Source organism: Stenotrophomonas sp. C-A (assembly GCF_054030835.1).
The window spans coordinates 891341-905967 of record NZ_CM132916.1 but is presented as its reverse complement, the minus strand read 5'-3'; the positions used below and the strand labels follow the sequence as shown (position 1 = coordinate 905967).

The window sequence follows — 14627 nt, the reverse complement described above, 5'->3', positions numbered from 1 at the left end:
GCCATGAGCAGCCTCGGATCCCTCCCCCTCCCCGTGAGCCCGGACAACGATCCGCTGCGTGACCCGGCGCTCTACATCAACCGCGAACTGTCGCAGCTGGATTTCAATTTCCGCGTGCTGGCCCAGGCGATGGACCCGCAGGTGCCGCTGCTGGAGCGGCTGCGCTTCATGTGCATCTCCTGCACCAACCTGGACGAGTTCTTCGAGATCCGCGCCGCCGCCGTGCGCCACGCGCAGGAATTCGGCCTGCCGCCGGCGCCGGACGGCATGAGCCCGCAGGCCATCCTCAATGCCATCCACGACCGCGCCGCGGAACTGGTGGACCAGCAGTACCGCTGCTGGAACGAGACGCTGCGCCCGGCGCTGATGGAGGCCGGCATCGGCGTGCTCGGCCGCCATTCCTGGACCGACCGCCAGAAGCGCTGGCTGCGCGCCTACTTCCGCAACGAGATCATGCCGGTGCTGTCGCCGCTGGGCCTGGACCCAGTGCATCCGTTCCCGAAGATCCTCAACAAGTCGCTGAACATCGTGGTGGTGCTGAAGGGCACCGACGCGTTCGGCCGCGCCGGCCACCTTGCCATCGTGCGTGCGCCGCGCTCGCTGCCGCGCATCATCCAGCTGCCGGAGAAGCTCGGCGGATCGCAGAACTTCGTGTTCCTGTCGTCGGTGCTGTCCACCTTCGTCGATGAGCTGTTCCCCGGCATGGAAGTGCAGGGGGCGTACCAGTTCCGCGTTACCCGCAACTCCGAGCTGGTGGTGGACGAGGAGGAAGTGGAGAACCTGGCGCTCGCACTGCGCGACGAACTGGTCGACCGCGGCTACCGCCCGGCGGTGCGCCTGGAAATCGCGCAGGACATGCCGCGCGATATCGTGCGCACCCTGCTGCAGAATTTCGGCCTGACCGAGAACGCGGTGTACCGCATCGACGGCCCGGTCAATCTCAACCGCATCATCCAGCTGTACGACCTGATCGCGCAGCCGGACCTGAAGTACCCGCCGATGACCCCGCGCACGCTGCGCGACAGCGACGGCATCTTCGAGACAGCGGCGCGCCAGGACCTGTTGCTGCACCACCCGTTCGATGCCTTCACCGCAGTGCTGGAGCTGATCCGGCAGGCGGCGATCGATCCCAATGTACTGGCGATCAAGCAGACCCTGTACCGCACCGGCAAGGATTCGCTGATTGTCGACGCGCTGATCCAGGCCGCGCGCAACGGCAAGGACGTGACCGTGGTGGTTGAACTGCGCGCACGCTTCGACGAAGAGGCCAACCTGGGCCTGGCCGATCGCCTGCAGGAAGCCGGCGTGCAGGTGGTGTACGGCGTGGTTGGCTACAAGACCCACGCCAAGATGCTGCTGATCGTGCGCCGCGAGGGCCGCAAGCTGCGCCGCTACGTGCACCTGGGCACCGGCAACTACCACAGCGGCACCGCCCGCGCGTACACCGACATCAGCCTGATCACTGCCGATGCGGACATCGGCAACGACGTGCACCTGCTGTTCCAGCAGCTGTCCGGGCTGGCCTCGAAGATGAAGCTCAAGCGCCTGCTGCAGTCCCCCTTCACCCTGCACACCGGCATCCTCGGCCGCATCGAGCGCGAAACGCGCATTGCCGCCGCCGGCCGCCCTGCGCGGATCATCGCCAAGATGAACGCGTTGAACGAACCGCAGGTGGTGCGCGCGCTGTACGCCGCCTCGCAGGCCGGCGTGCAGATCGACCTGATCATCCGCGGCGCCTGCACCCTGCGCCCGGGCGTACCGGGCATCTCGGACAACATCCGCGTGCGCTCGATCGTCGGCCGCTTCCTGGAGCACAGCCGCGTCTACTGGTTCGGCAACGACGGCGCACCGGAGATGTACTGCGCCAGCGCCGACTGGCTGGAGCGCAACCTGCTGCGCCGGGTCGAGACGTGCTTCCCGATCCTCGACCCGGAGCTGGCCAAGCGGGTCTACCGCGAAGTCCTGCAGAACTACCTGGACGACAACCTCAACGCCTGGGAGCTGGACGCCGACGGCATCTACCACAAGCGTGCCCCGGCGCACGACGAAGCCCCGCATTCTGCGCAGATGGCATTGATGCAGGGGCTGTGAGCCGGTGTGTCGACCAAGGTCGACACCTACCAGGAGCGGCAGGCACCGATTCTGGTCGGGATTGGATCAGTGCCGACCAACGGTCGGCACCCACCATCAGATCGCAGGGAACTGTCGAAGGCGGGGTGGGTCCGGTTGCGGGGGTGTCCGCGGCATGGATGCCGCGGCCAAGCCCCCAAGGATGGGTTCACGGCGTCCCCCGCAACCGCACCCACCCCGCCATCCCACGGATACCCCGCTTTTGACGTTGACGTTGACGTTGCCTCTGCGGGTGCAGGGCGCAGCCCTGCCGCACTCCCCTCTTCCAAAATGTGAAGGCCGCGCGGTGACGAGCACACCGCCCCTTCGGCTAACATTCGTCCATGCCGCACACCACCACGACTCCGCCCGCATTGCAGGATGGCGACCTGCTGGCCGCCATCGACCTTGGCTCCAATAGTTTTCACATGGTCATCGCGCGCTACACGCTCGGCCAGCTGCGGGTGATCGACCGCCTGCGCGAGACCGTGCGCATGGCCGATGGCCTGGATGGCAAAGGTGGCCTCTCCTCCGCTGCGCGGCAGCGCGCGCTGGAATGCCTGGCCCGCTTCGGCCAGCGCATCCGCAACGTGCCGCCGCACCGGGTGCGCGCACTGGCCACCAACACCGTGCGCCAGCTGCGCTCTCCGCAGTCGTTCCTGGTTCCCGCCGAAACCGCGCTCGGGCATGCCATCGAAGTGGTCAGTGGCCGCGAAGAAGCGCGCCTGATCTACCTCGGCGTGGCCCACGCGCAACCGCCCAAGCCCGGCCAGCGCCGGCTGGTGATCGACATCGGCGGCGGTTCCACCGAGTTCATCATCGGCATGGGCATGCAGACCCTGGAGCGCGAAAGCCTGCAGGCCGGTTGCATCGCCAGCACCCGGCGCTTCTTCCCCGGCGGCAAGCTGAGCAAGAAGCGCTGGAAGGACGCGCTGGCCGAGATCGGCCGCGAGTTCCAGCCCTTCGCCAGCAAGTACCGCGCGCTGGGCTGGCAGGAAGCACTGGGTTCTTCGGGCACGCACAAGGCGATCAGCGAGATCTGCGCCACGATGAAGCTGAGCAAGGGCGCGATCACCGCCGAGGCCCTGCCGCAGCTGCGCGATGAACTGCTGAAGGCCAAGAAGATCGACGACATCCAGCTGCCGGGCCTGTCCAGCGACCGCCGCCCGATCATCGCCGGCGGCATCCTGGTGCTGGAGGCCGCCTTCCAGGCACTGGGCCTGCAGAAGCTGCTGGTCAGCAAGGCGGCGATGCGCGAAGGCATCCTGTACGACATCGTCGGCCGCGCTGGCGAAAACGACCTGCGCGATGAATCGGTGTCCGCACTCAGCCAGCGCTACGGCATCGATACCGTGCAGGCCGATCGCGTGCAGGACACCGCGCTGTCACTGCTGGAACAGGTGCAGGAACGCTGGCGGCTCGATGCCGACGACGCGCGGATGCTCGGCTGGGCCGCGCGTCTGCACGAGCTCGGCCTGATGATCGCGCACAGCGGCTACCACGTGCATGGCAGTTACGTACTGGAACACTCGGATATCGCCGGCTTCTCGCGGCAGGAACAGCAGATGCTGGCCGCCCTGGTGCGCAGCCATCGCCGCAGCGTGACCAAGACCGCCTTCGACGCCCTGCCCGAGCGCCTGCTGCTGACCGCTCGCCGGCTGGCTGCCCTGCTGCGCCTGGCGGTGCTGCTCAATCGTGCCCACGAGGACGATCCACTGCCCGCGCTGGAACTGACCGCCGACGACAACCGCCTGTCGCTGATCGTGCCGCAGGCCTTCATCGATGCCCGGCCGCTGCTGCGCGCCGATCTGATCGGCGAGACCGACGGCATCGCCGGGCTGGGCATCCAGTTCCGGCCGTTCGTGGCCTGAGGCTCACGCTTTCCCACGAGGGGAAGAAGGTCACACACCGTTACGATTCGCGCATGCGCCCCCCGTTGACCTGCTGCGACGCAGCAGATCATGTCGGGGGAGCGCATTCAGCGCTACAGCTAAGCGACTGCTTTTGTTGAGCTTTCGTGAAATCTGACGATGAAGCCTGGTACAAATCGACACGCCCTCTTTACAGAGCATTAACCAACGAGACTACTATCGGGTCATCGGTCCGCTTATCGGCGGCCGATTTCTTCGACGCCCCTTTTGGCGTCCCTGCACGACCTGAGAGAGAGAGAGCTCGTCATGACTTCACGTACCACCCCCCTGGGGCAGGCCATCCGCTACGCCCTGGCAACCACTGCGACGCTGGCCGCGCTGCCTGCGTTCGCCCAGAGTGGCAGCACTGCCGCGCCGACCACCCTGGATCGCATCGAGATCACTGGCTCGCGCATCCGCCAGGTGGACGTGGAGACCGCACAGCCGGTCCTGGCACTGAGCCGGTTGGACATCGAGCGCCAGGGCTTCAGCTCGGTGGCCGACATCCTGCAGAACGTCACCGCGATGGGCAGCCCGGCGATCAGCCGCGCAAACGCACTGAGCTCGGGCGAAAACACCGGCGGCACCTACATCGACATGCGCAACCTGGGCGCGCAGCGCACCCTGGTGCTGGTCAACGGCAAGCGCCTGGGCATCAGCACCTCGGGCCTGCAGGACGTGTCCTCGCTGCCGGTGTCGGCGGTGGAGCGCATTGAAGTGCTGAAGGATGGCGCTTCGGCCATCTACGGTTCCGATGCGATGGCCGGCGTGGTCAACATCATCACCCGTTCCAACGTCAACGGCGTGACCGCCAACGTCTACCACGGCCAGTACAGCGAAGGCGACGGTGCACGTGACCGCTTCGACGTGGTCGGCGGCTGGAGCAATGACCGCGTGTCGCTGACCCTGGCACTGGAGCACTCCGAAGAAAAGAGCGTCTGGGCCAAGGACCGCTGGTTCAGCAAGTACGGCGTGAGCGACCGCCACCCGAACGATGCCTCCAACTGGACCACGCTGAGCCAGTGGGGCCAGGTCACCGGCCTGAAGGGTGGCCCGGGCTGCACCAACACCAAGGACGGCTGTGGCTACTCGCTCAACCGCGGTGCTGATCCGACCAACCCGGCCAACTACCACCTGACCGACGCGACCCCGTTCACCGGCGATGTCAGCAACGCCAACGAACAGATGCACGTCATGTATCCGCTCAAGCGTGATTCGGTGTACTTCGACGGTCGCTTCAAGATCACCGACCAGGTCAACCTGCGCACCGAATTCGGCTACAACAAGCGTTCGGCCGAGCGCCAGATTGCAGGCTACCCCCTGCAGTCCAGCTCGGTGTCCATCTCGGGCGACCCGACCGCTACCGGCCTGATGTCCAAGGACAGCTACTTCAACCCGTTCGGCAACCAGCACGGCTATGCCAAGCCAACCGACGTGGCCTGGAACCGCCGCACCTGGGAAATCCCGCGTGTGAGCACCAGCGAACTGAAGACCTACCGTGCGGTAGTGTCGCTGGATGGCAGCTTCGAGATCGGCCAGCGCTACTTCGACTGGGACGTGGGCTACCAGTACAACCGCAACGAGCTGACCGCTACCGCCACCGGCAACCTGCACAAGAAGCGCGTGCGTGACGCCGTGGGTCCGTCGTTCCTGGATCCGGCCACCGGCAAGGTGATGTGTGGCCGTCCGGGCGCGGTGATCAGCGGCTGCACGCCGTGGAACCCGCTGGTGCCCTACGGCAAGAACGATCCGAACGGACTGACCGGCAATGAAGAACTGATGGCCTGGCTGTTCCCGGCGGAGCACACCACCGGCCGGACCACCACCAAGAACGCGTTCGCCAACCTGTCCGGCAGCATCATGACCCTGCCGGCCGGCGACCTGGGCTTCGCTTTCGGCGTGGAAAGCCGCAAGGAAGATGGCCGCTACACCCCCGATGCCCTGGCCCAGACCGGCGCCACCACCAACCTGGCCGCAGGCCCGACCGGTGGCAGCTACAACGTGAAGGAAGCCTACCTGGAGCTCAGCGTGCCGGTGCTGGCCGACCTGCCCGGTGCGCGTGAGCTGAGCTTCAGTGCTGCCACCCGCTATTCCAAGTACAACACCTTCGGCAACACGCTCAACAGCAAGTTCGGTTTCAAGTGGAAGCCGATCGACCAGCTGCTGGTCCGTGGTACCTGGGCCGAGGGCTTCCGCGCACCGACCATCAACGATCTGTACGGTGGCGGTTCGGAAACCTTCGCGCAGTTCAGCGACCCGTGCGACACCGTGTTCGGCTCGGCCAAGGGCAGTGCTGAAGTCCGCTCGCGCTGCGCACGTGACATCGCCGATGCCGCCAACTTCCGCCAGCTGAAGCAGGGCAACACGCCGGTAACCACGGCACAGGATGCGACCCCGACGCCGTTCGTTTCCGGTTCCAACCCGCTGCTGGTTCCGGAAACCTCGACCAGCAAGACGCTGGGCCTGGTGTGGAGCCCGACCTTCCTCAGCAACCTCAACGTGGCGCTGGACTGGTGGAAGATCCGCATCGACAACACCATCGTCGGTGACAGCCCGAACCAGATCCTGAAGGACTGCTATGAGCAGGGCATCGAATCGCGCTGCAGCCGCTTCACCCGCGACCCGTCCAACGGCATCGTCACCGGCCTGAAGTTCGGCAACCGCAATGCTGGCTTCGCCGAGACCGAAGGTTACGACCTGGATGTCAGCTATCGCGTCGACACCAGCTACGGCAAGCTGAGCGCAGGCTGGACCAGCACCTATGTGAGCAAGAACGTCTACCGCTCCACCAATGATGTCCGTGATGCGATCACGCCGATCAACGGCGTTGCCAACACCATCGGCACCGCCACCAGCCTTGCGTTCCGCGTGCGCTCGAACCTGGTGCTGGGCTGGGATGTGGGTGACTTCGGCGTCAGCTGGACGGCACGCTACTACTCCGGTGTGAAGGAGCGCTGCCTCAACGCCTCGCGGTATGCGGACGAATGCTCCGATCCGACCTTCCTGGCTCCGTGGCTGAAGTCGCCGACCGCTTACAACGAGCGCGGCGCGGTGACCTTCCACGACGTGCAGTTCCGCTACAACCTGCCGTGGGATGCCACCGTTTCGGTGGGCGCGAACAATGTGTTCGGCAAGGAAGCTCCGGTGATGTACAGCAAGCCGAACTCGTCGTTCTCCTACTACGGTGGCTACGACATCGGTCGTTTCATGTACATGAAGTACCAGCAGCGCTTCTGATCCATCCGCACTGTTGAAGCTCGACGACCACGGCCCTTCGGGGCCGTGGTTTTTTTGTGCCCCCGCGCAGACTGTCGCTTTCCACATTGACCTTGATGCGTTCAATCAGGGGCACGGTACTCTGATCTGCTTCCGCCGCACGGCCACTGTTTGCAGCAATCGATTGATTTACTTCTGCTTTGTGCAGAAGCGTCACGACTGTCTACGGTGCTTTCGTCGTTTGCCCATACGTCTCCACGCCCGTCTTCACTAGGTTCGAACGTCCACCACCGCGGTGGCATTTACGCAGCCCCGCTTGGCTGTGTTCCGAAGACTTCGAAGACTGAGAGAGAGACCCATGACCATCCGTATTCCCGAGCTCGGGTTGGCGATCCGTCGTGCGCTGGCGATGACGGCCAGCACCGCACTGGCCGCCCCCGCATTCGCCCAGCACTCACCAGAAGCCACCACGCTGGACCGTATCGAGATCACCGGTTCGCGCATCCGCCAGGTCGACCTGGAAACCGCACAGCCGGTGCTGACCATCAGCCGCGCCGACATCGAGCGGCAGGGCTTCAATTCCGTCGCGGACATCCTGCAGAACCTGACCGCGACCGGCAGCCCCGCGCTCAGCCGCGCCAGCCCGCTCAGCAGTGGCGAAGCCTCCGGCGGCAGCTACGTGGACATGCGCGGGCTGGGGGCGCAGCGCACGCTGGTGCTGGTCAACGGCAAGCGCCTGGGCATGACCACTTCGGGTTACCAGGACATTTCCAGCATTCCCGCCGCTGCCGTGGAGCGCATGGAAGTGCTGAAGGACGGCGCTTCGGCCATCTACGGTTCCGACGCGATGGCCGGCGTGGTCAACATCATCACCCGGCGCAACGTCCAGGGTGTGACGGCCAACGTCTACCATGGGCAGTTCAGCGAAGGCGACGGTGCCCGCACCCAGTACGATGTGGTTGCCGGCTGGTCGAATGACCGCGCCTCGATCAGCGTCGCCGCCGAGCATGTCGAAGAGAAGGGCGTGTGGGCGAAGGACCGCGGCTTCAGCGCCTACACCTATACCGATCGTCATCCGGACGATGGCTGGACCACGGTCGGCCAGTGGGGGCGCATCGTCGGCTTCAAGGGCCCGGGCTGCAGCAGCGCCCGTGGCTGCAGCTATTCGCTCGATCGCGGCAGCCAGCCGGGCGGGCCGGACAGTTTCCACCTCAGTGACAACACACCGTTCACCGGTGACGTCAGCAACAGCAACGAACAGATGCACGTGCAGACGCCGATCAAGCGCGATTCGCTCTTCGTCGACGCACGCATGGATCTGAACGACCAGATCCGCTTCAACACCCAGTTGGCCTACAACCGACGCACCACCACGCGCCAGGTTGCCGGCTATCCGTTCCAGTCCGGTGCAGCCGGCATCACGCCGATGTCCGCCGACAGCTGGTTCAACCCGTTCGGCAGCCACCACGGCTATGAACGCCCAAGCGATGTGCACTGGAACCGCCGCAGCTGGGAGATTCCGCGCGTCAGCATCAGCGAACTGACCACCTGGCAGGGTGTCGCAGCGTTTGAAGGCAGCTTCCAGTTCGTCGGTCGCGAGTTCGATTGGGAAGCCGGCTACCAGTACAACCGCAGCGAGCTGGAGCAGCGAGCCACCGGCAACCTGCACAAGCAGCGCGTCGCCGATTCCACCGGTCCTTCGTTCTACAACCCGGCCACCGGCAAGGTGGAATGCGGCACACCGGACGCACCGATTGCCGGCTGCAAGCCCTGGAATCCGCTGGTGCCGTATGGCCAGGATGACCCGTACGGCCTGACCGGCAACAGCGAACTGCAGGACTGGCTGTTCCCTGAGGAACTCACGCGTGGCCGAAACACCACCCGCAACCTGTTCGCCAGCCTCAGTGGCGGCCTTGCCACGCTGCCCGCCGGGGAACTGGGCTTCGCCCTGGGCGTGGAGAGCCGCCGCGAGGAGGGTCGCTTCATTCCCGACGCGCTGGCCCAGACCGGTGCCACCACCAACCTGGCGGCGGGCCCCACCGGCGGTGGCTACCGTGTCGATGAGGCCTATCTGGAGCTGAGCGTGCCGTTGCTGCACGACCTGCCCGGTGCACGCCAGCTGACCCTCGACACGGCGACGCGCTACTCCGACTACACCACCTTCGGCGGAACCCTCAACAGCAAGTTCGGCGTCTCCTGGAAGCCGATCGACCAGTTGCTGGTCCGTGGCACCTGGGCCCAGGGCTTCCGTGCGCCGACCATCTCGAATCTGTACGGTGGCGGCTCGCAGACCTTCACCACCGGCTTCCGTGATCCCTGCGATACCGTCTATGGCGCGGCCGCCAGCAGCCCGGAGGTACGTGCACGCTGCGCTGCCGACATCGCCAACGCAGACAGCTACCGCCAGCTCGGCCAGGGCAACGAGCCGATCACCGGCAGCAGCGGGCAGACGCCCCTGCCCTTCACCAACGGCTCCAATCCCGACCTGAAGCCGGAAACCTCGACCAGCCGCACGCTGGGCCTGGTCTGGAGCCCGACGTTTGCCGAAGGACTGAACATCGCGCTGGACTGGTGGAAGATCCGCATCGACAACACCATCGTTGCCGACCATCCCAATGACATCCTCCGCGACTGCTACGAACTGGGCATCGCCGAGCGCTGCGGCAGCTTCACCCGCGACCCGGAACTGGGCATCGTCAACACGCTCAGATATGGCAGCCGCAACAGCGGTTTCCGCCAGGCCGAAGGCTATGACCTGGAGATCGGTCACAAGTTCGAAACGTCCTGGGGCACGCTGAGCGCCGACTGGAAGACCACCTATGTGGTGGCCGCGGAAGAACGGACCACCAACGAGGCGGATGCCCCGCCCATCCCCAGCAATGGCATCGCCACCAACGGCGGCATCGGCTTCCGTGTGCGCTCCAACGCATCATTGGGCTGGGAACGTGGCAACCTCGGCCTGGGTTGGGGCCTGCGCTATTTCTCCGCGGTCAAGGAACGTTGCCTGGATGCGGCCACGTACCCGGGTGAGTGCTCGCACCCGGGGCAGCGCGCACCGTGGTTCAGTGGCAGCCGTGACTACAACCGCCGCGGATCGGTCACCTTCCACGACGTGCAGGCACGCTACAACCTGCCATGGGATGCGACCGTCTCGATCGGTGCCAACAATGTATTCGGCCGCCAGGGGCCGGTCATGTACAGCCAGCCGAGCGCCAACTTCTCCTACTACGGTGGCTTCGACATCGGTCGTTTCATCTACATGAAATACCAGCAGCGCTTCTGATCCACCGCGCTCCCTGCACCACCACCACGGCCCTTCGGGGCCGTGGCTCCACGGGAACCGGACCGCCGTCATCCCGTGGTCGCAAAGCGGTCATATCCGCTACATCGCCAGGCCCGAGCATGCCGGAAACCGGGAGGCCCGCCATGCGCTATGCCATCGTCACCGAGACCTACCCGCCGGAAGTGAACGGCGTTGCCCTGACCGTGCAGGGCCTGGAGCAGGGACTGCGCACTTCCGGCCATGACATCGACCTGATCCGGCCACGCCAGGCCAGCGAAGCGCTGGACTCGGCGCCAGGCACGCTGCTGGTTCCGGGTGCCGCATTGCCGCGCTACCCCGGCCTGCGCTTCGGCCTGCCTGCACCGATCCGGCTCAACCGCCACTGGCAGCAGCAGCGTCCCGATGCGGTCTACATCGCCACCGAAGGCCCGCTGGGCTGGTCGGCGCTGCGCACCGCGCGCCGCCTTGGCATTCCGGTCGCCAGTGGTTTCCACACCCGCTTCGACGAGTACCTGCCCGACTACGGTGTCGCCTGGCTGCAGGCCGCGGCGATGCGCTGGATGCGCCGGTTCCACAACCAGGCCGACGCAACCCTGGTACCCACCCGCGAACTGCAGCAGTTCCTCGGTGAACAGGGCTTCGAACGCGTGCGCCTGCTGGCACGCGCGGTCGACAGCCAGCAGTTCGATCCGGGCCGGCGCGACCCGGGGCTGCGCGAGGAATGGGGCGTGGACGGCAATGGCCTGGTGGCGATCTATGTCGGCCGCATCGCCGCGGAAAAGAACCTTGGCCTGGCGGTGAAAGCCTTCCGGCGCCTGCAGCAGATCCGGCCCAAAGCCCGCTTCGTCTGGGTAGGTGATGGTCCGGCCCGCGAAAAACTGGCACATGAAAACCCGGATTTCATCTTCTGCGGCATCCAGCGCGGCGAGGCCCTGGCGCGGCATTTCGCCAGCGGTGACCTGTTCCTGTTCCCCAGCCGCAGCGAGACCTTCGGCAACGTGACCCTGGAAAGCATGGCCAGCGGCCTGGCCACCGTCGCTTTCGACTACGGTGCGGCCCGCGAATACCTGCGTGATGGCGAGAACGGCGCGGCCGTGGAAAACGATGAGCAGTTCATCGAGGCAGCCGTGCAGCTGGCCGCCGATGATGCACGGCGCCGCGAATTCGGCAGCAGCGCCGCGCGTGCGATGAAGCGCCTGCATCCACAGCAGGTGGTTGCCGAGTTCGATGCCCTGCTGTCCGAGCTGGCCCAGTCGCGGAGGAGCGGCCATGCGCACCACGCCGCTTGAGCTGCTGGCCGGCCGCGAGGCGCGGCTCTGCCGCCGGGCCAACCACTACTGCCGGCGTCGCCGCGTGCGTCGCCTGTTCTCGGTCATCAGCCGTCTCGGCGATGGCGTGTTCTGGTACGTGCTGATGGGCGCGCTGGTGCTGCTCGACGGCTTCGATGGACTGCGCGCCTCCGTGCACATGGCCGCCACCGGGCTGGCCGCGCTGCTGCTCTACAAAGGCCTCAAGCGCTGGACCCGGCGTCCCCGCCCGTATGCGGCCGATCTGCGCATCCGTGCCTGGGTGGCACCGCTGGACGAGTTCAGCTTCCCCTCCGGGCACACCCTGCACGCGGTGTCGTTCACCATCGTCGCGTTGGCCTACTACCCGTGGCTGGCACCGCTGCTGGTCCCGTTCACCTTCGGCGTCGCGCTGTCGCGGGTGGTGCTGGGCCTGCACTACCCGTCCGATGTACTGGCCGCCACCGGCATTGCCATCCTGCTGGCATCGGCCAGCCTGGCCTGGTTGCCGCTGCCGGTGTGATGGCCGCCGCGCCGGCACGCATGGCCCGGCGCTACCGTCATCGTTGATGGCCTAGAATGCAGGCATGACCACGCTGTTCATTTCCGACCTGCACCTGGACCCCAGCCGTCCGGAGATCACCGACCTGTTCCTGCGCTTCCTGCGCGAACAGGCGCCCGGCGCCGATGCGCTGTACATCCTCGGCGACCTGTTCGAGGCCTGGATCGGCGACGACACGCCCTCGCCCGCCGCCGATGCAGTGGCCGACGCGCTGAAGGTGCTCTCCGACAGCGGCGTGCCGGTGTACTTCATCCGCGGCAACCGCGACTTCCTGCTCGGCGAAGACTATGCGCGCCGTGCCGGCCTGCGCATCCTGCCCGACCCGTGCGTGATCGAGCTGTACGGTCGCCCGGTGCTGCTGCAGCACGGTGACCTGCTGTGCACGGACGACATCCCCTACCAGCAGTTCCGTGCACAGACGCGCGACCCGGCATTCCAGGCGCAGTTCCTGTCGCAGCCGCTGGCCGCACGCATCGCCTTCGCGCAGAAGGCACGCGACGCCAGCCAGGCCCGCCAGTCGGAAATGAAGCAGGGGGATCGTGCGCAGTTCGAGACCGTGACCGATGTGGCTCCGGCCGAAGTCGATGCCACCTTCATGCGTCATGGCGTGGACACCATGATCCACGGCCACACCCATCGCCCGGCGGTGCACACGCTGCAGGCCGGTGGCCGCACCTGCAACCGCATCGTGCTGGGCGACTGGTACGAACAGGGATCGGTACTGCGCGTGGATGCCGGCGGCTGGTCGCTGGAAACGCTCGCGCGCGAATGATGGATCGCAGGGTGCCAACCAAGGTTGGCATCTACCAGGGCAGGTGCACGCACCCGGGTAGACGCCGACCCCGGTCGGCGATTGGCCTCAGCGGAAGGCCGCGATGGTGGCCTTGGTATTGACCAGCACGCGCTGGTTGTCGGCGGTACTGGCATTGCCCATCGGGATGCCGTTGTAGCTGATGTTCGGGTTGGACCAGTAGTTCAGGCGCGGGCAGCCGGCCGAGCAGTCATAGGCCATGATCGTGCGCCAGCGCGAACCGGAGGACGGCTCGTAGCGATAGCCGTGCCCATAGGCATAGGGCGACGTGCTGGGATCACTGGCGATATCGTGCCGCGCACTCTGCAGATGGCCGATCTCATGCGCGAAGGAGTAGTAGCCGGTCGCGCAATCCCAGTACACCGCCGCGAAGGCCGTCGATGCCGTCGAGCCGATGCCCGAGGCCAACCCGCAGTAGCTCGTGTTGTTGATCAGCAGGACGCCGACATCGGCCGCGGTGTTGTTGCGGCTGGTGTGGATGCTGTCCATGTAGCCGTCGCTGGTGTTGCGGAAGCGGGTCAGGTCGGTGGTGAAGTTGCCGGACTCGGTGTAGTTGGTGGTTTCGTAGCCGGCCAGCTGCAGGGTGATGCCAACGTTGCTGTTGACGTAACCCTGGTTGGATTCGGCCACCGCCAGCTGCACCAGCGACTGCATGTTGCCGCCATAGGCCGTTACCGCTGCATTGGTCGCCACCACCAGCACGCGGATGGTGGCCGGGGTGCCGGACGAGGCCTGCGCGATGCCGATGCGGTCATTGTTGCCCATCGGGATTTTCGGCAGCTGGTTGTAGTCGGCCGGATGATCGGCCGGCATCCGCGATTCATCCACTTCCACCAGTACATGGCGGTTGCCCAGCGGACGCAGCCGGTAAAGCTTGCCGTCCTTGCGGATCGAGCCGGTGAGGGTGTTGCCCGAACGCACCAGGATCACTGAATTGCCAGGATCATCCTGACCGTTCGAAGTGGCGGCAGTCAGCCGATCGGACGGCGAGCGCAACTGGCCGTACCAGATGCTGCCGCCATCAGGCAGAGCTTCCACCTTGCTGCGCACCGCCTGCACGCGCTGGCCAAGCAGTTCGAACTCCAGTTGTGGCTGCGCGGTGGCAGCAGCGTCGACACGCACTTCCTGTACCGTCGCGGTGGACGGGGTGGCCAGCAGCTTGCCCAGCGCGGGCTCACTGTTTGCCGATGCCCGGCTGATGACCGTCACCGGCTCGAACAACGGTGCCGCATGCGCGGCCGCTGCCACCGACAAACCCAACACCAGGCCACCTGCCGCTTTGCCAATCGATCTGGACAACATTGCGTCGCTCCTTGAATGATGTGAACAGCGTTGATGCAGCACGCCCGGGTTTTCCGGGTCTGGCCATCTGGCCTGCGCGGGTCGTGTGAATTCAATAGAAGATGGGAATGAAAATCAGGAACTGTGATCGACCGCATCTGCGTTAAGT

At 65.9% G+C, this 14627-nt stretch carries 8 protein-coding genes; 7 read left to right on the top strand and 1 reads right to left on the bottom strand.

Annotated features, from left to right (window positions below; all coding sequences use genetic code 11):
- Positions 1-3 precede the first annotated feature (3 nt).
- The 7 genes from ppk1 (at position 4) to lpxH (ending at position 13138) form a co-directional block, all read left to right on the top strand.
- Positions 4-2091: a polyphosphate kinase 1 gene (gene ppk1, locus ACW5IY_RS04115; protein ID WP_049434036.1), complete on the top strand. Its 2088-nt coding sequence runs from the start codon at positions 4-6 to the stop codon at positions 2089-2091.
- 362 nt (positions 2092-2453) lie between these two features.
- Positions 2454-3980: an exopolyphosphatase gene (ppx, locus tag ACW5IY_RS04110; protein ID WP_010483920.1), complete on the top strand. Its 1527-nt coding sequence runs from the start codon at positions 2454-2456 to the stop codon at positions 3978-3980.
- 306 nt (positions 3981-4286) lie between these two features.
- Positions 4287-7256 (top strand): TonB-dependent receptor domain-containing protein, encoded by a 2970-nt coding sequence (locus tag ACW5IY_RS04105; protein ID WP_049434035.1) that lies wholly within the window; start codon positions 4287-4289, stop codon positions 7254-7256.
- Between the two features lie 337 nt (positions 7257-7593).
- Entirely contained in the window at positions 7594-10518 is a 2925-nt protein-coding gene (locus tag ACW5IY_RS04100; RefSeq protein ID WP_197638504.1) for a TonB-dependent receptor domain-containing protein, read from the top strand.
- Positions 10519-10661: 143 nt separating this feature from the next.
- Positions 10662-11807: a glycosyltransferase family 4 protein gene (locus ACW5IY_RS04095; protein ID WP_049434033.1), complete on the top strand. Its 1146-nt coding sequence runs from the start codon at positions 10662-10664 to the stop codon at positions 11805-11807.
- Positions 11788-12327, top strand: coding sequence for a phosphatase PAP2 family protein (locus ACW5IY_RS04090; RefSeq protein ID WP_010483928.1), 540 nt, complete (start codon positions 11788-11790; stop codon positions 12325-12327). Before ACW5IY_RS04095 ends, ACW5IY_RS04090 begins: the two co-directional genes overlap by 20 nt.
- A 64-nt stretch (positions 12328-12391) precedes the next feature.
- Entirely contained in the window at positions 12392-13138 is a 747-nt protein-coding gene (gene lpxH / locus ACW5IY_RS04085; protein WP_457327008.1) for a UDP-2,3-diacylglucosamine diphosphatase, read from the top strand.
- Between the two features lie 87 nt (positions 13139-13225).
- Here lpxH and ACW5IY_RS04080 read toward each other — a convergent pair whose 3' ends face one another.
- Positions 13226-14479: a zinc-dependent metalloprotease gene (locus tag ACW5IY_RS04080; protein WP_010483932.1), complete on the bottom strand. Its 1254-nt coding sequence runs from the start codon at positions 14477-14479 to the stop codon at positions 13226-13228.
- Between the last annotated feature and the right edge of the window lie 148 nt (positions 14480-14627).